At 61.1% G+C, this 17,726-nt stretch carries 15 protein-coding genes; 7 read left to right on the forward strand and 8 right to left on the reverse strand.

Going from position 1 to position 17,726, the window contains the following annotated elements; translation table 11 throughout:
* Positions 1–22 precede the first annotated feature (22 nt).
* The 6 genes from ftsZ (at position 23) to nfi (ending at position 6,154) form a co-directional block, all read left to right on the forward strand.
* Positions 23–1,162 carry a cell division protein FtsZ gene (gene ftsZ / locus C4334_RS02130; protein WP_352430432.1) on the forward strand — a complete coding sequence of 380 codons (1,140 nt, stop codon included), beginning with the start codon at positions 23–25 and terminating at the stop codon, positions 1,160–1,162.
* Positions 1,163–1,391: 229 nt separating this feature from the next.
* Positions 1,392–1,826 (forward strand): hypothetical protein, encoded by a 435-nt coding sequence (locus C4334_RS02135; protein WP_352430433.1) that lies wholly within the window; start codon positions 1,392–1,394, stop codon positions 1,824–1,826.
* 46 nt (positions 1,827–1,872) lie between these two features.
* Positions 1,873–2,931, forward strand: a complete 1,059-nt coding sequence (gene pdxA / locus C4334_RS02140) for a 4-hydroxythreonine-4-phosphate dehydrogenase PdxA (protein ID WP_352430434.1) — start codon at positions 1,873–1,875, stop codon at positions 2,929–2,931.
* A gap of 94 nt (positions 2,932–3,025) precedes the next feature.
* Positions 3,026–3,427 carry a response regulator gene (locus C4334_RS02145; protein ID WP_352430435.1) on the forward strand — a complete coding sequence of 134 codons (402 nt, stop codon included), beginning with the start codon at positions 3,026–3,028 and terminating at the stop codon, positions 3,425–3,427.
* A 306-nt stretch (positions 3,428–3,733) separates the two neighbouring features.
* Positions 3,734–5,311 carry an L-aspartate oxidase gene (nadB, locus tag C4334_RS02150; protein WP_352430436.1) on the forward strand — a complete coding sequence of 526 codons (1,578 nt, stop codon included), beginning with the start codon at positions 3,734–3,736 and terminating at the stop codon, positions 5,309–5,311.
* Positions 5,312–5,458: 147 nt separating this feature from the next.
* Positions 5,459–6,154 carry a deoxyribonuclease V gene (nfi, locus tag C4334_RS02155; protein WP_352430455.1) on the forward strand — a complete coding sequence of 232 codons (696 nt, stop codon included), beginning with the start codon at positions 5,459–5,461 and terminating at the stop codon, positions 6,152–6,154.
* Positions 6,155–6,202: 48 nt separating this feature from the next.
* Here nfi and lon read toward each other — a convergent pair whose 3' ends face one another.
* The 4 genes from lon to C4334_RS02175 form a co-directional block, all read right to left on the reverse strand.
* A complete protein-coding gene (gene lon / locus C4334_RS02160) occupies positions 6,203–8,656 on the reverse strand; it encodes an endopeptidase La (protein WP_502943382.1) in 2,454 nt (817 codons plus the stop codon).
* 59 nt (positions 8,657–8,715) lie between these two features.
* On the reverse strand, positions 8,716–9,081 hold the full coding sequence (locus tag C4334_RS02165; protein ID WP_352430437.1) for an Hsp20/alpha crystallin family protein: 366 nt from the start codon (positions 9,079–9,081) through the stop codon (positions 8,716–8,718).
* A 148-nt stretch (positions 9,082–9,229) separates the two neighbouring features.
* Positions 9,230–10,063 (reverse strand): CBS domain-containing protein, encoded by an 834-nt coding sequence (locus tag C4334_RS02170; protein WP_352430438.1) that lies wholly within the window; start codon positions 10,061–10,063, stop codon positions 9,230–9,232.
* A 541-nt stretch (positions 10,064–10,604) separates the two neighbouring features.
* The gene (locus C4334_RS02175; RefSeq protein ID WP_352430439.1) at positions 10,605–11,585 is read right to left on the reverse strand and encodes an SIMPL domain-containing protein; all 981 of its coding nucleotides are present in this window, start codon (positions 11,583–11,585) and stop codon (positions 10,605–10,607) included.
* 154 nt (positions 11,586–11,739) lie between these two features.
* Here C4334_RS02175 and C4334_RS02180 point away from each other — a divergent pair, with 154 nt between their 5' ends.
* Positions 11,740–12,096 (forward strand): Rieske (2Fe-2S) protein, encoded by a 357-nt coding sequence (locus tag C4334_RS02180; RefSeq protein WP_352430440.1) that lies wholly within the window; start codon positions 11,740–11,742, stop codon positions 12,094–12,096.
* A gap of 117 nt (positions 12,097–12,213) precedes the next feature.
* Here the strand turns inward: C4334_RS02180 and nadA are convergent, their stop codons facing one another.
* The 4 genes from nadA to purL all read right to left on the reverse strand — a co-directional run bounded on the left by nadA (position 12,214) and on the right by purL (position 17,618).
* Entirely contained in the window at positions 12,214–13,236 is a 1,023-nt protein-coding gene (gene nadA, locus C4334_RS02185) for a quinolinate synthase NadA (RefSeq protein WP_352430441.1), read from the reverse strand.
* A 79-nt stretch (positions 13,237–13,315) separates the two neighbouring features.
* Complete coding sequence (gene fumC / locus C4334_RS02190; protein WP_352430442.1) at positions 13,316–14,734, reverse strand: class II fumarate hydratase; 1,419 nt, start codon at positions 14,732–14,734, stop codon at positions 13,316–13,318.
* 132 nt (positions 14,735–14,866) lie between these two features.
* Positions 14,867–15,250 carry a rhodanese-like domain-containing protein gene (locus C4334_RS02195; protein WP_352430443.1) on the reverse strand — a complete coding sequence of 128 codons (384 nt, stop codon included), beginning with the start codon at positions 15,248–15,250 and terminating at the stop codon, positions 14,867–14,869.
* 82 nt (positions 15,251–15,332) lie between these two features.
* On the reverse strand, positions 15,333–17,618 hold the full coding sequence (gene purL / locus C4334_RS02200; protein ID WP_352430444.1) for a phosphoribosylformylglycinamidine synthase subunit PurL: 2,286 nt from the start codon (positions 17,616–17,618) through the stop codon (positions 15,333–15,335).
* Positions 17,619–17,726 lie beyond the last annotated feature (108 nt).

Consider the following 17,726-nt stretch of genomic DNA (forward strand, 5'->3'; position numbering starts at 1 on the left):
AGAGGAGAGGGGATCGACAACGATGATACCGGATGGCCGACAGCCGGATAGCGGAATCAATATTTTCATCGATGATGAGCCGCCGCCGACCGGCGCGCGAATCAAAGTCATCGGCGTTGGCGGCGGCGGGTCCAACGCCGTCAACCGCATGATCGAGGCGGGCATCGAGGGGATCGAATTCCTCGTCGCCAACACCGATCTGCAAGCGCTCAAGCGTTCGCGCGCGCCGATCAAGATCCAGCTTGGCAGCAAGTTGACCAAAGGACTCGGCGCTGGTGCCAACCCGGAGATCGGGCGCAACGCGGCGCTCGAAGACACGGAGAAGATCATCGAGGTGCTGGAAGGGGCCGATATGGTCTTCGTCACCGCCGGGTTGGGTGGTGGGACCGGCACGGGAGCGGCACCGATCATCGCCAGCTTGGCGACGGAGTTGAACGCGCTGACGGTGGCCGTCGTCACCAAGCCCTTTCACTTCGAGGGGAAGCGGCGCATGCAGCAGGCCGAACAAGGGCTGCAGGAATTGCGCGGTTGCGTTGATACGGTGATCACGATTCCCAACGAACGGTTGTTGCACACGGTCGATCGCAACATGTCGCTCACCGATGCGTTCAAGATGGCCGACGACGTGTTGCGCCAAGCGGTCCAAGGCATCAGCGATCTGATCACCGTGCCAGGATTGATCAACCTCGATTTCGCCGATGTGCGGGCGATCATGGCCGGCATGGGCATGGCGTTGATGGGAGCGGGGCGCGCACGCGGCGAGAATCGCGCGCTCGAGGCAACGCAACAGGCGATCTCGTCGCCGCTTCTTGAAGAGGCGACGATTCAAGGGGCCAAGGGCGTGCTCATCAACATCACGGGCGGACCGGACCTGACGCTTTTCGAGGTAAACGAGGCGGCCTCCAAGATCCGCGAAGAGGCCGATGACGATGCCAACATCATCTTCGGCGCGGTGATCGATGAGAACATGCGCGACGAGATGAAGATCACCGTGATCGCTACAGGCTTCGACAAATCGGCGGCCGATTTGGCCGGGCAGCCGCAAGTCGCCGCGCGCTACACAACGCGCGCCGCCGAGGATTTGCCGCCGCGTTCATCCGCCGGGCAAACGCGCGCCGATGATCTCGACGTGCCGACGTTTATTCGCAAGAAGGCCGATTAGGGGGCACCTCCAATGGTGAAAGACCTCTCTAGACTTGCAAATGTCGTCGCGGTCATGTAGCATGTGAGCAATTCGAACTACGTACTTGCAAATCAATCGCGGGTTAAATATCTCGCCTGAACGTGGCTCGTTCGTGCAAACGGTTTGATCCCATGCACGTCGGGCGGATCGAGCCCGGCACTGAAAGAGCATGACCGCAGGCAATCCCGCAGCGGAGGTAGGAACGACTGTGAACCGTAAACTGATCAGGCCAAGTCTAGCGGAGATCAAGGAACGTGAAGCCATGCAGCGCGAGCGCGCCGCTGCGCGTAGCGCCGCGCAACAGCAAACGAGATCGGCGCAACCATCGCCATCCGCTTCGGCTGCTGTCGCCGCACCGGCAATGCCGCAACCTCGCAAGCGCATCCCGCCCGTGGAGACCTTCGCCGAAGTCTTCTACTACAAGAAGCAGATGGACGCGCATACGCCAATGGTGATCGTGTTGCAAGACGGCGAGGAGATCGAAGGGACGATCGAGTGGTACGATCGCGGGGCGATCAAAGTCAATCGCAAGACGGCGCCCAATCTCCTGCTGCTCAAGCACAACATCAAGTACATGTACAAGGCGGAAGATCGCGTCAAGAAGGCCGAACAGAACGGAGAGAGGACGGAAGAAGAGGAGTGACGCTTTCACCTCTTCGCGCCGTCTTCCCCCTTTCTTCTCATCGCCGATGGCAGAGACGCCGCACAATTCTGGTTCCTCGCCCCGACATGCACAAAGGCTGCGCATCGGCATCACCATGGGCGATCCGGCTGGCATCGGGCCGGAAGTAGTGCTCAAGGCGGTGGCCGAGCCGGACGTGTTGCGCGTTTGCACGCCGGTGATCATCGGCGATGCGCAGTGGCTTGCGCACACCGCACGCGCCCTCGATCTGCGTTGCGGCTACGACATCATCCGCCGTGACGAGCCCTTTCCGGAGGAATTCGTCGGCCCAGTCATCTACCATCTCGACAACATCCACGGCCATATCGAATGGGGTGTGGAATCGGCGGAAGCCGGGCGTGCGGCGGGCGAATATATCGAAGCGGCGGTGGACCTTTGCTTGACGCGTAAGATAGCTGGCGTGGCGACGGCACCGATCAACAAGCGCGCGCTGTTTTTGGGCGGCTATAGTTTCCCGGGCCATACGGAGTTCTTCGCCCATCTGACGGGCGCGCGCGAATACGCCATGGCTTTTGTCGCCGCCAACTTGCGCGTCGTCTTGTTGTCCACGCATGTGCCGTTGGCCGAGGCGATCCGCTTGGTCGAACGCGATCGCATCATCTGCACGATTCGTCTCACGCACCGCGAGATGCAGCGGTGGGGGATCGAACGTCCGCGCATCGCCATGGCGGCGCTCAATCCGCATGGGGCCGAAGGCGGTCTGTTCGGCGTTGAAGAGGCTTCGGAGATCGTTCCCGCCGTGGAATACTGCCGACAGGTCGAGGGCATCGAAGTTTACGGGCCGGTTTCAGCCGACACGGTCTTCTTGCGGGCTGCGCGCGGCGAGTTCGATGCGGTGGTCGCTTGTTATCACGATCAGGCTATGATCCCGGTCAAATGCCTGTCGTTCGGCGAAGCGGTCAACGTCACCTTGGGGCTTCCGTTCATTCGCACCTCAGTGGATCACGGGACGGCTTTCGACATCGCCGGCAAAGGCCTTGCCGAACATTCGAGCATGGTGGCGGCGATTAGGCTGGCCGCGCGGCTGGCGCGCGCCGACGAGGCCAATCAAGCGGTCGGGGCTTGAAAAGAAGCGCCCTTTTGGCTTTAAATTAAACTCCTTGGCTCGCAAGGCGCGCTTGCCGTGCGTGGGGTCCGCTCCGGTTCGCTGAGGTTGAAATTTGAGCGCAAACGATCCGCAAACTCCGCGTCGCATCCTCGTCGCCGACGACGACCCAGCCATCCTACGGCTGGTGACAGCCGTTTTGCAGAAGGAAGGGTTCACCGTTGTGCAAGCGCGCGACGGGCGCGAAGCCTTCAAAATACTCCAGACGGATGCGAATTTCGTCGCCGGGATTTTCGACGTCGTAATGCCCCACATTCAGGGGCCGGAACTGCTCCGTTACATGCGGACTGAAAAGCGCTTGATGCGCATTCCCGTGATGATGATGACTGCCGAACAGAACCCGAAGCTCTCCACGGAGAGCTTCGCGGCAGGGGCGGTCGTCTTCCTCCCCAAACCGTTCACCACCACGCAACTTCAGACAATGCTCCGCCTGCTCATCGGCAAAGCGAAGATGTGAACCCCGCTGCGTAGAACAGCGTGCAACTTGGCGAAAGCCCGGCGTTGAATTCTTGGCAACGTGAGCTTTGCTGAGCACAACAGCGCTCGATGTCACATGCTCGTTGAGCGTCGCCGCGTCGGACTGCGTTGCGCGTGATCTTTCTCAAGCTCCTCTCTCGCGTCGCTTTGTCTGCGCGCTTTATCGCTTGCTAGAATGTTGTGCGTCAGGGAAGCTCGGCTTCATCCGGAGCACAAGACTTGGTGGTGCGACCACCAGCAGTTGTGGTCTTCGGCAACTTGAAATCCGAATGAAAGGAGCGCTTTGTTGGAGACCGATTTCATCATCGTCGGAAGCGGCATTGCCGGATTGCGCGCCGCGATCGAAGTGGCAAAGAGCGGCGCTCACGTCACCGTCTTGACCAAAGACCGCACGGAGGAATCGAATACCGAGTATGCACAGGGCGGCGTGGCGGTGGCGCTTGCCGAAGACGATGAGGTGGAGCTTCATGAGGAGGACACCTTGCGCGCTGGCGCTGGACTGTGTGATGAAGAGGCCGTGCGCGTGCTCGTCGAAGATGGTGTCCAGTACATACAGGAACTGATCGCGTGGGGCGCGGAATTCGATCGTGAGGGCGGGCGTTTAGTCTTCACGCAGGAAGCCGCACACTCGCGTCGGCGCATTCTCCACGCGCATGGGGATTCAACGGGACGCGAGATCGTGCGCGCGCTGTTGGCTCGGGCGAGCGCTGAGGCGAAGATCATCTTCCTTCCGCACGCGGCCACTGAGTCGCTCATCGTCTTTCAAGGGCGCTGTTGCGGCGTGCTCTACCGCGACCCACTGGTGCGCGCGCTGCGCGAATTGCGCGGTCGAGCGGTGATCCTCGCATCAGGTGGAGCGGGCCAAATCTACTGGCACACGACCAACCCGGAAGTGGCCACCGGCGATGGCATGGCGATGGCCTATACGGCTGGGGCGGAGATGGCCGATATGGAGTTCGTGCAATTCCACCCGACCGCGCTCAATATTCCGGGCGCGCCCCGCTTTCTTCTATCCGAAGCGATGCGCGGCGAAGGCGGCGTGTTGCGCAACGCGGAAGGGGAACGTTTCATGCCCCGCTATCACGAGCGGGCCGAACTTGCGCCGCGCGACGTCGTGAGTCGGGCGATCGCTGCCGAGATGAAACGAACCGGCGCGCAGGCGGTCTATCTCGATATGACGGCGCTCGACGAGCGGTTCTTGCGGCGGAGGTTCCCGAAGATCTACGAGACTTGTCGGCGTTACGGAGTGGACATCGCCCGCGAGCCGATTCCTGTGTCACCAGCCGCCCACTATTTCATGGGCGGCGTGCGCACGGACCTGGACGGGCGGACCACGCTGGCCGGTTTGTACGCCGCCGGCGAAGTGGCCTGCACGGGCGTGCACGGGGCGAATCGTTTGGCTTCGAATTCGTTGCTCGAAGGATTGGTCTTCGGCGCGCGCGCCGGACGCGCCGCTGCGCGCGATGGCGCGCAACTGGAGGTGCCGCGTGCGGTGCCGTCGAAAGCAACCGAAGCGTTGGAAGCGCGCGGGCGTATGGGCTTCGCCGTGCGCAAGCGCGTGCGGCGCGTGATGTGGGAGCGAGTTGGCATCGTACGTTCGCGCGACTCTTTGCGGCGGGCGCTCGAGGAGTTCGCGCAGATCGAACGCGCGCCGTTGAGCTACGCTTCGCGCAACTTCTTGACGGTGGCCCAACTGGTCGCGCGTGCGGCCCTCTGGCGCGAAGAATCGCGCGGCGCCCACTTTCGCGCCGATTTCCCCGAGCGCGATGATGAGCGCTGGCGCCTCCACTCGATTCAACGGCGCAACGGAGAGATCGTCGGCAGCGAGCGGATCAACTTCTCCGCGTCGCCGGTGAAAGATTGATCTCGTCTTTTCTTCCCTCGTTCGATGGCGGGCGAGCTTTTCGACGCCGCACGCATCGCCGCCGCGTCGAAGGTCTTCTGTTGTGCGAAAGCGATGCGCGAAGCTGGACCACCAGCATCGGCCAGCTCCCAAGACCCCGCTAGACCAATGGCGCGCTACAAAGAGCTTCATGAGTGGCCGCGGACCAGGAGCGAAGCGATCGCTTTGCAGAAGCGTCTGCGCGAGCGCGTTTCGCTCGTGCCGCTCGCGCGCCAGATCGAAACGGTGGCGGGAGCTGACATCTCTTTCAACAAATTTTCGACGGAAGTCTTCGCTGGCATCGTCGTCCTGTCTCTGCCGACGATGAGCATCGTCGAAGAAGTGGGCGTGCGAAGCGAAGCTCGTTTCCCGTACGTTCCTGGCCTGCTCTCTTTTCGCGAAACGCCCGCGTTGCTCGCGGCATGGGCGCGTTTGCAAACCGAACCGGACGCCGTGATGCTCGATGGACAAGGCATCGCGCATCCGCGCCGCATCGGCATCGCCTCGCATTTCGGTCTGCTCGTTGAGCGCCCCGCTTTCGGTTGCGCCAAATCCGTGTTGGTCGGACGCTACGAGGCACCGGGACCGGAGCGCGGTCAATGGACGCCGTTGGTTGATCGCGGCGAAGTAATCGGTGCCGCCCTGAGAACGAAGAAGGGGACGCAGCCGGTTTACGTTTCGCCGGGCCACCTGATCGATCTCGACGGAGCGATCGAGCTTGCGCTTCGCTGCGGCGGCGGTTATCGGATTCCGGAGCCGACGCGACTGGCCCACCTGTTGGTCAACGAACTGCGCCGTAAGGCGCAGTCGGGGAAGGAGCCGTAGCGGAGAAGTTCGCTCGATTCCTGGGTTCGGCTGCGCGAGACGATCTTGTCAGCGACTTTTGGCGCGCACGGGTTCGAGATCGGTCTCTTCTGGCGTGCGCTCTCGCTCGCCGTCGGCAGCGGAAGGGGCTGGCGCTGGTGGCGGCGGACTGGCGACCAGCTTTTCGAGCGCAGCTTCCAGCGCTTCGTTGATGCGCGTGACGAAGATGAACTCGATCTCGCGCCGCACATCTTCGGGCACTTTTTCAAGGTCAGCTTCATTGCGCGCCGGCAGGATCACGCGCCGGATGCCAGCTCGATGTGCAGCCAAGACCTTCTCTTTGATGCCGCCCACGGGAAAGACCAAGCCCGAGAGCGTGATCTCGCCGGTCATGGCTGTATCCGGGCGAACGCGCCGCCCCGTGTAGAGCGAAGCGAGCGCCGCCGTGATCGCGACGCCAGCGCTCGGTCCATCCTTCGGAATGGCGCCGGCGGGAACGTGAACGTGCAAGCCGTAGTTTTTGAACATCTCTGGCTTGATGTCCCACTCAGCAGCGTGTGACCAGAGGTAAGAACGAGCGGCACGCGCCGATTCCTGCATGACCTCACCGAGCTGCCCGGTCAGGATGAGTCCTGAACCGCCGGGCAACAGCGTCGCTTCGATGAAGAGGATCTCGCCGCCCGTCTCGGTCCACGCCAGTCCCGTAGCGACGCCGACAGGCAGTTCCTTGCGCGCCTCTTCGGGGAAGAAACGCGGCGCGCCGAGGTAATCTTTGACCTGATCTGCGTCAACGCGCACATGCTCGATCTTGCCCGTGGCGATCTTGAGCGCCGCCTTGCGCGCGATCTGCGCGATGGCGCGTTCGAGTTGGCGTACGCCTGCTTCGCGCGTGTAACGATCGATGATCGTCTTCAGCGCGTCTTCGGTGATCTCGAATTGATCGGCGCGAAGTCCGTTCTCTTGCGTCTGGCGCGGGACGAGGTAGCGTCTAGCGATCTCAAGTTTCTCGCGTTCGCTGTATCCGGCGATGTAGATGATCTCCATGCGATCGCGCAACGGCGGCGGGATCGGGCCGATCTGATTGGCCGTCGCGATGAAGAAGACCTTCGACAGATCGAACGGGAGATCGAGGTAGTGGTCACGAAAGCTGTAGTTTTGCTGCGGATCGAGTATTTCGAGGAGCGCCGCCGCCGGGTCGCCGCGAAAGTCCATGCCGAGCTTGTCCACTTCATCGAGCATGAGGACGGGGTTGTTCGTCCCGGCACGGCGGATCGCTTCGATGATGCGTCCGGGCATCGCCCCGATGTACGTTCGCCGGTGACCGCGCAATTCCGCTTCATCGCGCACGCCGCCGAGGCTGATGCGCTCGAATTGCCGACCGAGCGCGCGCGCGATCGAGCGGCCCAAACTGGTCTTGCCAACGCCCGGCGGGCCGACGAAACAGAGGATCGGGCTCTTGGCTTCAGGGCGCAGCTTGAGCACGGCTAGGAATTCGAGGATGCGTTCTTTGACGTCCTCAAGTCCGTAGTGATCTTCGTCGAGGATGCGCCGTGCCTCTTCGAGATCGAGCTTGTCGGGCGAGGACTTGCGCCATGGCAGTTCGAGAATGTATTCGAGATAAGAGCGAATGACGTGATAATCAGGGGCTGCTGAAGGCAGGCGTTCCATGCGGCGGAGTTCGCGCTCGGCTTCAGCGCGCACTTCGTCCGGCAAGTCAGCCGCCGCGAGCCGTTCGCGCAGCATTTCGACCTCGGCCTTTTCGCCTCCCTCGTCTTCGCCCAACTCCTTTTGAATCGCTTTCAGTTGTTGACGCAGAAAGTAGTCGCGCTGCGCCTTGTTCATCTCGTTCTGCGCTTCGGTAGCGATCTTGGTGCGAAGCTGCATGATCTCGACTTCGCGGGCTAAAGCCGAATAGGTCAGGTGGAGCAACTGGTCCACCGTGTTCGCCTCGAGCATGGCCTGTTCTTGTTCTTGGCCGAGATCGAGCACCGAAGCGAGAAAGTAAGCGAGCTGGACTGGGTCCTGCGTGTTGAGGATGATGGAGCGAACTTCGGGCGGAACCTGCGGCATCATCGCTAGGGCTTGCTGGATCAGCGCGTTGATGTTGCGGCGCAGCGCTTCGACTTCAGCTCCGTCCTCGACGCGCAGCGCGGGCAAGACTTCGACGCGCGCGCGCAGGTAGGGCTGTTCGTGAACCCAATCGATGAGTCGGATGCGCTCCAAGCCTTGCACGATGAGCTGCATGGTTCGGGAGTCGTCGTCGCGCATCATGCGTTTGATGGTGACGAGCGTGCCGACTTGAAACAGGTCATTGGGGCCAGCCTCATGTTCGCCGGCATTTCCTGGGCGCACGCCGAAGCAGGCGAGCAGCTTCTCTTCGGTGGCCAGCGCCGCTTCCACCGCCGTCACAGAGCGCGGGCGCCCGACCGTCAACGGCACGACGGTGGCGGGAAAGAGCGTCGTGCTTTGAAGAGGCAGGACAGCTATCTCGAACGGTGCGGAAGCTGATCCTGGTCCTCCCATGTAGCTTGCAAATTCGTTTTGAGTCATCCCCTTCATGGTCGATTCGCTTTCAGTGACGATCAGTCTTGGCAGCGTAGATGAAGGATGAGCAACCCGTCGCGGTAGTCGCGTTCGATCTCTGCTCCTTCAATGGGGCAAGGGAACCGCAACGTCTTTTCAAAGCGACTGTAAGTTATCTCGAGTTGATGGCAGAGGACGCTTTGATGGCATGTCGTGTCGCGTCTCGATCCGGCGATGCGCAGCGTTGAATCGCGCAGCGTGATCTCGAGATCGTCCGGTTTGACGCCGGCCAGTTCGACTTTGACGATCCATCCGCCAGCGGTGCGGTAGATATCAGCCGGCGGGTGCCATTCGGCTCCGGTTGCAGGACGTTTCATCCGATTTGCCGGAATCAAGCGGAAAAAGATTTCGGACGATCCAGCCATCTTTCATCTCCCGAGCAGGATTCAGTCGGACACAGAGGGAAGATATAAAGCTTACCTTACGCTAATCAAGAAGCAAAGCGGCGTGCGAACCCGAAAGCGCATCCTTTTCAGAACGCACACCGCTTGCTCGTGTTCTCCGTCTTTGCAGCTAGCCGAACAAGCGGCTCCAGAAGGATTTGCCACTCGAAATCTCTTCCAGCGCGTGTGCCAGTTCGCGATCCTCCTCCGTCTCCAACGCCACATCGGCCATGGAGATGATGCCGCGCAAGTTCCCCTCGCGATCGACCACCGGGATGCGCCGCACCTGCTTATCGCCCATCGTGCGTAAGACTTCCACCACACGATCGTTGGGCTGTGCCGTGTAGATGTCGGTCGTCATGATCTCTTCTGCGCGCGTCGTGCGCGGGTCTTTGCCTTCGGCGATCGCCCGGACGACGATGTCGCGATCCGTGATCAATCCGACGAGCTTGCCGTGGTTGCGCCCCTCGCGACGATCAGCCGTCGTGGCGGGCGCTTCGGTGATGACGGGATCAACCACGGGGATGACGCCCGTATCTTCATCGCGCATCATTTTGGCGACTTGCTCGAGCGTCGCGTCGCGCGTCGCCACGGTGACATCGCGCGTCATGATTTCGCGACAACGAACGTGCGAGCGGGATGGCCCACGTCTCTCTTCGGCGTCGCGATACGAGCGCCTTTCATCTCCAGGTTCGCGATAGTCGCCTTCATCACCGTAGCGCGAGCGGATGTATTCATCGCGGTAGTAACGTCCGAGCGCGCCGCTCGTCTCCGTGTAATCGTCGCGGTGGAAGGGACGCGCGCGTCCGTAGTCGTCGCGTTCGTCATCAGCGTATCTCCCCCGCCGTTCGTTCTCCTCTTCGTACGGGCGTGGCACCTCGCGCCTCACCCCTTCGCGGTAACGCCGTTCGGCGTAGCTCATCCCGCGTTCGTAATCATCTCTCTCGTCGCGGTATCTCGGCATGATTCCATTTACCTCCCTGCCGTCTCTGGATCTTGCGTCGTTTGGGGGCGTCGCTCTTTCAAAAGTTTCAACGAAGCGCACTTCTCACTTCGACCTGTGGGGGAAGGTGCACACGTGATTATACAGAGCCTGAAGGAAATTACCAGCATACAGAGCCTGAAGGAAATTACCAGCAGCGGCGCGTGAAGAAAAGCGCGGTCAACGTTTGACGGGGCAGCATGAATATTCTCCCGAGATTTTTCATGGTGATTTCGTGTTCGAATGAGGATCCAGAGAGGCGAACAAGCTGAAAAGGGGTCCGTTATGAGAGGGCATGTTACCACCGAAGAGCGTTTTGGCCCCGGAAGGCTGATCGAATTGACGCCGGTCTTGTTAAGGCATGTCGCCACTGAAGAGCGTTTCGGACCGTCGCGCCGTTAGGCGCAACGATCCGAAACGCGTACGGATCGCGCTGACCGCTCGCTTGCGGGCGATATAACAATGAGTGTCAAACCGCTGTAGGCGGATTTGCGCGCAAGCCAAAGCGCCTCAAGCTATGTGCTCATGGTTGAGCCTCGATCTCCACCAGCATTTGCACGTTGGCGCTAACGGTCAACTTGCCGGGTTCGATGGGTGTCGGCGGCGCTGCCTCAGCCACTCTGCGAACAGCCACGGCATCCACGTACTGCGGCACAGGGCGGATGGTCCCGCCCTCTCGCACTTCAAGAATGCGGATGACGCGTCCGCTGAGACTGCGCGCGATCGTTTGGGCTTTATCGAGCGCCGCGCGCGTTGCCTCGCTCAAGGCTCGCGCGCGCACTTCGCGATCCTGTCGGATCGTGAAGATCAAGCCATCGATGTTGTTTGCGCCCGCGCGCGATGCTTCGTCGATCACCGCCCCGACTTTGGTCAAATCGCGCAACGTCGCGATGACCGAATTGCGCGCAAGGTATCCTGTAATCGTTGGGGGCATATTCGGGCGATAGTCCATTTGCGGCTGCAAGCTGTAACCGCTCGTCTTGATCTCGGCTCCTGCGCCGGCGACGGCCTTAACGGCGCGTTGGACTGCATCGCTGCGGCGCGCGTTCTCCTGTTGCGCGTCAAGAGCGCTTTTGCTCTGCGTGACGACGGCGATGGTGATGATCGCCGTATCGGGTTGGGCTTCGATATCGGCATCGCCGTTGACGGCGACGCGCGTGAAGCCGGAGAGGAGGCTGCGTTGGTTCGAAGCGTTAACGGGACGAAGCGTACTAGCTTCGAACGGCACTCCTTCTTGGTACGTCGTCACGACGTCGGGGCGCGTCTGGCCTGCCGCCTCGACTTCGACTCCTTCACGAAACCACGTCTCTTGCTCGAAGCGCTGCGCGTTGAGCAAGAGGAATTTCTGGTAATCCGAAGCGATGATCCAGCCGCCCGGTTCGACGGTGCGCATCAATCGCCCGCGCACGCGCGCTTGCTGGGCGTTGCCGATGGCGACGAGCAAAGCTATCGCCAGACAGAGCCGAATCATTTGCGGGAAATGTTTGGAGGAACTTGCGGACATGATCTTTTTTCTCCTTCGTTGATTCAATGTCGAGCGGCCAGCATGGCGCGCGTCGGGGATAGATGCGAAGCCAGCGCCGCGCGCTGAAAAGAGAAGCCGCGCGACGTGTAAATGGTTGCTCGAACTCGCGCCGCTTTGTTAGCATTTAAAGCGGATGAAGTCTTTCGATAAGAGGCCGATTAATTTCAAAAGACCAAAGCGCGACGGTCGCCTCATCACCGTCGGCCGCGTTGAAGACTTGCCCGAAGGGCGCGGCGCGACGGTCGAGCTGCGGGATGGAACCGAACTTGCTCTTTACAACGTCGGCGGTCGCTTCTACGCCGTCGAGAACTTCTGCCCGCACAAGGGCGCGCCGCTCGCCGATGGTCTGCTTCACGGGCGCGTCGTCGAATGTTGCCTACACGGCTGGCGATTCGATGTCGGTACAGGACAGTGTTTGACGCGGCCCGGCTGCGACATCGAGACGTATGAAGTCATCGTCGAAGAGGGGATGATAAAGATACGTCTCTGAGTCTGTTGGGCGATGGCGAGCAGGTCGCCCAAGCCAAAAGATGCCCTCTTTCGCTTTGCGCTGAAAGCGTTCAGGCCCTTGCCTTCAATAGGTTTGCTTGTACGCGCGGCGACGCGGTCAATCGCCTTTCTGCTGCACTGGAGAAAGATGTTTGCTCATCTCGAGCATTCGTTGGACTGGGCGCAGCGCGCGACGCATCGTTTCCTCGTCGAGCGTGATTTCGGGACTTCGATCGCGCATGCAAAGGTATAGTTTCTCCAGCGTGTTCAAACGCATGTAGGGGCACATCGCACAACTGCAACCCGAATTGGGCGGCGAGCAGATGAACTCAGCATCGGGACGCGCCTTCTTCATTTGGTGCATGATCCCTGCTTCCGTTGCGACGATGAACTGTTTCTTCTCCGTATGCTTTTCGACGTACTTCAAAAGCGCGAGCGTCGAGCCGACGAACTCGGCCTGTTGGAGCACAGCCTCTTCGCATTCCGGGTGGGCGATGATCGTTGCTTGCGGGTATTCGGCGCGCAATTGCATCAGACGGCGCGCGTTGAATTGCTCGTGGACGATGCAGAAGCCGGGCCAGAGGACCATCTTTCGCCCGGTCTGCTTTTCCACCCAGCGCCCTAGGTGTCTGTCCGGACCAAAGACGATCGGTTTATCGGGCGGAAGCTGGCGGATGATCTCCACCGCGTTCGATGAGGTGACGATCACGTCGGAGAGGGCTTTCACCGCTGCCGACGAGTTGATGTAGTTGACGACGATGTGCTCCGGATATTGCTTCAACCACTCGGCATAGACATCAGCAGGACAGCGATCGGCGAGCGAACAGCCGGCATCGAGGTCGGGCAGATAAACTGGTTTGTCGGGATTCAGGATCTTCGCCGTCTCGGCCATGAAATGGACGCCGCAGAAGACGATGCAATCAGCGTTCGTTTTGGCTGCCGCTTGTGCCAGAGCGAGCGAATCGCCGACGAAATCGGCCAGATCCTGAATGCTCTCCTCTTGGTAGTAATGAGCGAGGATGACGGCGTTCATCTCTTTTTTCAGGCGCAGGATCTCCGCTTCGAGATCGAGCGTCGGCGCGATCGTCGCCAATCGCGCCGAAATGTCCACCTCTTGTCCCAGCGAAACTTCAGGCATCATGTCCTATGCGCTCCGTTCGTTGCTCTTCGGCGATGACGACATTTTAACACATGAACGAGCTTGAAGACTTCTCAACATTCTAGGGGTGCGTCATCTCTTCGGGTTTGACGTAGCGGTCGAACTCCTCACCCGTCAGAATGCCGAGTTCGATCGCCGCTTCGCGCAAGCTGATGCCTTTTTGGTGGGCGTGTTTGGCGATCTTCGCCGCGTTATCGTAGCCGATGTACGGGTTGAGCGCCGTGACGAGCATAAGCGAGTTGCGCACGTGTTCGGCGATGCGTTCGCGGTTGAGTTCGATGCCGACGACGCAGTAGTCGACGAAGTTATGGCAGGCGTCGCGCAGCAGCCGGATCGAATGGAGCAGATTGTAGATCATCACGGGCTTGAAGACGTTCAACTCGAAGTTGCCCTGTGAGCCGGCAAAGCCGATGGCCGCATCATTGCCCATCACCTGCACGGCGACCATGGTCATCGCTTCGCACTGCGTCGGATTGACTTTGCCCGGCATGATCGAGGAGCCGGGTTCATTCTCCGGCAGGATGAGTTCGCCCAAGCCGGCGCGCGGTCCCGAGGCGAGCCAGCGAATGTCGTTGGCGATCTTCATCAGCGAGGCGGCGAGCGTCTTGAGCGCACCGCTCGCAAAGACGATCTCGTCGTGCGCCGAGAGCGCGGCGAACTTGTTCGGGTGAGAACGGAAAGGCAGTCCGGTGAGTTCGGCGATCTTGGCTGCGGCGCGTTCGGCGAATTCGGGATGCGTGTTGAGACCTGTGCCGACCGCCGTGCCGCCGATGGCCAGATCGTACAGCCCGTCGAGCGTCTGTTTCAAACGTTGCACGTCGCGTTCGAGCAGGCTGGCCCAGCCGGACATCTCCTGCCCGACCGTCAACGGCGTCGCATCTTGCAGATGCGTGCGCCCGATCTTGACGACGTCGGCAAATTCACGGGCTTTAGCTTCGATCGCTGCCTGTAAGCGTTCAACTTCCGGGATCAGGGCGTGCATCTGTTCGGCGGCTGCGATGTGCATCGCCGTCGGGAAGGTGTCGTTTGACGATTGCGACATGTTCACGTCATCGTTCGGATGAACCGGTTTTTTGCTGCCGAGTTGTCCGCCTGCCAGCTCGATCGCGCGGTTAGCGATGACCTCATTGACGTTCATGTTTGTCTGCGTGCCGCTGCCCGTCTGCCAAACGCGCAAAGGGAAGTGCGCGTCGAGCTTGCCGGCGATCACTTCGTCCGCCGCTTGCACGATCAAGCGCGCTTTCTCTTCGGGCAGCTTGCCGAGTTCTAGGTTAACGAGCGCGGCTGCCTTCTTCAGAATGCCGAAGGCGCGGATGAGTTCGCGCGGCATCAAGTCATCGCCGATGTTGAAGTACTTGAGCGAGCGCGCGGTCTGCGCTCCCCAGTACTTGTCAGCCGGAACCTCGATCTCGCCCATCGAGTCGCGTTCGATGCGCGTCCCCTTAGTCTGCTCTTTCGGTTCGGGCGCTTCTTGTGCCATCGGTGAAGAGATCCCTTCTTCCAAAGTTTTCAACGCAGGACTCAAGATTTTACCTTGCTGCCGCTTTGGACGGCGAGCGCGCTGGCGCGAGTCAACGCAATCGGTGTGAAGTCGCGTTGGATCGCGCGGGCCCTAATTCGAACCCTTCTCGCCTTCCGTCGGAAGGCCCGCTCGTTGCCACGCCTTCCAACCTCCAGCCAGTGAATAGACGTTCTCGTAGCCCATGCGTTGCAGCGCGTCGGCGGCGAGCGCCGACCGGTAACCGCCGCCGCAATAGAGGACGATTTCAGTCTTTTTGTCCGGCACAGCGCGTTCGATGTCGCGTTCGATGATCCCTTTGCCGAGATGGAGCGCGCCCGCGGCGTGGCCGCGCTCCCACTCGTGGTCCTCGCGCACGTCGATCAAACGCGCCTGCGGATTCTCCGCGAGCCGCTTTCGCGCTTCTTCGACGCTGATCTCGCGGATGCGCGTTTTGGCATCCGCGACGAGCCTCAAAAATCCTTCCGTGTGTTCCATTGTTACCACCCCCTTCGAGTCTTCTTGAGAGTGTCGCTGCGGATGGGCGCTGTGCGATGCCATCTCAAAACGCCAAGCGCTTTCATTCAGCCGCTCCGACGAGCGTTTCCATCCTCATCGCTTCCTTGATCGCCGAGCGCCAGATCCTTTCAAGCTCGCGCACGTCGCGCGAGATGGCTTCTCGTCCATCGACGGTGATGCGCAACGTTGTGCCGCCGACGCGCCCGATCATCGTGAGCGGACAGCGCGCTTCGGCAGCGATCTCTTCCATGCGTCCAAGCGCAGCTTCGTCGAAGCTGACGATGACGCGCGAAGGGGTTTCGGCGAAGAGGCGCGCGACCGTAGGCAGCGTCCCGCCGAGATCGACCTCTGCACCGATCGCTTCGCGATTGAGCGACGAGAAGCACATCTCGGCGAGCGCGACGGCCAGTCCGCCTTCGGCGCAATCGTGCGCCGCGCGAAGCAACCCTTCTTCGGCGGCCCGCAGCACGGTCGCCTGCACGGCCCGCTCGCGTTCCCAATTGATGCGCGGCGGGCGCGTGCATCGGACCAGCTCGGCCGTGTCACGCTCCTGAACGACGGTGGCGTATTCACTGAGCGCGAGATCGTCGCCGGTTTCGCCGAGCAGCGCGATGATGTCGCCCCCCCTCTTGAAGCCAGGTTGAATTACGCGTCGGACATCTTCGATCAAGCCGACCATGCCGACCACCGGAGTGGGCCAGATGCCACGCCCTTCCGTCTCGTTGTAGAAAGAGACGTTGCCGCTCACCACGGGCGTGCCGAGTTCGCGACATGCCTCGGCCATGCCGTCGATGACTTCCGAAAATGCCCACATCACTTCTGGTCGTTCGGGCGAGGCGAAATTCAAGCAGTTGGTGATAGCGAGGGGCTTTGCGCCGACGCAGACGACATTGCGCGCCGCTTCGGCGACCGTCAACTTCGCTCCCTCGCGCGGATCGGCGGCGCACAGACGCCCGTTGCCGTCAAGCGACATGGCGAGGGCGCGGCGCGTCTCCTTGATGCGTATGACGGCGGCATCGGCACCGGGGAGCACGACCGTGTTGGTCCGCACCATGTGATCGTACTGCTCGAAGACCCACTCTTTCGAGGCGATGTTGGGTGAAGCGAGCAGCTTTTCGAGCGCTTCGTTGCAGTCTTCCGCTTCGACGAGCGAAATTCGATCGCTGACTTTCTGCTCTTCGTTCGACGCGACTTGTTTGACGGGCGGCTTCATCGGGCGTTCGTAACGCGGCGCTTCGTCGGTGAGGGCGGAAACGGGCAGATCGGCGACCACTTCGCCGCGGTGGTGGACGACCAAGCGTTTTGTGTCCGTGACGCGACCGATGACGACCGCGTCCAGATCCCACTTGCGAAAGATGTCGATCACCTCGCGTTCGCGCCCCTTGTGGGCGACGAGCAACATGCGCTCTTGCGATTCCGATAGCATGATTTCGTAAGCCGACATCCCCTGTTCGCGTTGCGGCACGAGATCGAGTTCGAGTTCGACTCCTGTGCCCGCACGCGCTGCCATCTCGCACGAGCTAGACGTGAGACCCGCTGCGCCCATGTCTTGAATGCCGGCGACGGCGCCCGAACGCATCGCTTCGAGACAGGCTTCGAGCAGCAGCTTCTCCAAAAACGGATCGCCGACCTGCACGGTCGGACGTTTCGACAACGCCTCTTCGTCGAACTCAGCCGACGCCATGGTCGCGCCGTGAATGCCATCTCGACCCGTTTTGGCTCCGACGTAGAGGACGGGGTTGCCCACGCCCGCGGCGCGCGCAAAGAAGATCTGATCGCGCCGGACCAGTCCGAGGGCGAAGGCGTTGACCAAAGGGTTGAAGTTGTAGACGTCATCGAAGAAGACCTCGCCGCCGATTGTGGCGACCCCAAAGCAGTTCCCGTAGTGCGCGATGCCGGCGACGACGCCGGCGAAGAGCGCGCGGTTGCGACGCCCGTGTTCTGGGTGGTCGAGTCTGCCGAACCGCAAAGAGTTCATCGCCGCTACGGGACGCGCGCCCATCGTGAAGATGTCGCGTAGGATGCCGCCGACGCCGGTCGCCGCGCCCTGAAAAGGCTCGATGAAAGACGGATGATTGTGCGATTCGATCTTGAAGGCGGCGCACCAGCCGTCGCCGACATCGACCACGCCAGCGTTCTCGCCTGGCGGCACGATGACGCGCTCGCCCGCGGTCGGCAGTCGCTTCAGGTGGACGCGCGAGGATTTGTAAGAGCAATGCTCCGACCACATCACCGAGAAGATGCCGAGTTCAACGAGGTTTGGCTCGCGGCCCAAAACGGCTCGAATGCGCTCGTACTCTTCGGCGGTCAAATTGTGCGCGGCGATGACTTCAGGCGTGATCTTCATGTTTCAATGCCCGGTCTCATGCCCGGAAAGATGAACGGGGAATTTTAAGGCGAAAGGGAAGCCAAGACAACCGACGAGGACATTTGAGACGCCCGCGATGTTTATCGC

The sequence above is a fragment of the Pyrinomonas sp. genome, from assembly GCF_040289685.1.
Taxonomy (GTDB): Bacteria; Acidobacteriota; Blastocatellia; order Pyrinomonadales; family Pyrinomonadaceae; genus Pyrinomonas.

Coding starts and splice junctions, on each gene's coding strand:
- ftsZ (WP_352430432.1), top strand. CDS start 23: ATGATACCGGATGGCCGACAGCCGGATAGCGGAATCAATATTTTCATC.
- pdxA (WP_352430434.1), top strand. CDS start 1,873: ATGGCAGAGACGCCGCACAATTCTGGTTCCTCGCCCCGACATGCACAA.
- nfi (WP_352430455.1), top strand. CDS start 5,459: ATGGCGCGCTACAAAGAGCTTCATGAGTGGCCGCGGACCAGGAGCGAA.
- lon (WP_502943382.1), bottom strand. CDS start 8,656: ATGGGAGGACCAGGATCAGCTTCCGCACCGTTCGAGATAGCTGTCCTG.
- C4334_RS02165 (WP_352430437.1), bottom strand. CDS start 9,081: ATGGCTGGATCGTCCGAAATCTTTTTCCGCTTGATTCCGGCAAATCGG.
- C4334_RS02170 (WP_352430438.1), bottom strand. CDS start 10,063: ATGCCGAGATACCGCGACGAGAGAGATGATTACGAACGCGGGATGAGC.
- C4334_RS02175 (WP_352430439.1), bottom strand. CDS start 11,585: ATGTCCGCAAGTTCCTCCAAACATTTCCCGCAAATGATTCGGCTCTGT.
- C4334_RS02180 (WP_352430440.1), top strand. CDS start 11,740: ATGAAGTCTTTCGATAAGAGGCCGATTAATTTCAAAAGACCAAAGCGC.
- nadA (WP_352430441.1), bottom strand. CDS start 13,236: ATGATGCCTGAAGTTTCGCTGGGACAAGAGGTGGACATTTCGGCGCGA.
- fumC (WP_352430442.1), bottom strand. CDS start 14,734: ATGGCACAAGAAGCGCCCGAACCGAAAGAGCAGACTAAGGGGACGCGC.
- C4334_RS02195 (WP_352430443.1), bottom strand. CDS start 15,250: ATGGAACACACGGAAGGATTTTTGAGGCTCGTCGCGGATGCCAAAACG.
- purL (WP_352430444.1), bottom strand. CDS start 17,618: ATGAAGATCACGCCTGAAGTCATCGCCGCGCACAATTTGACCGCCGAA.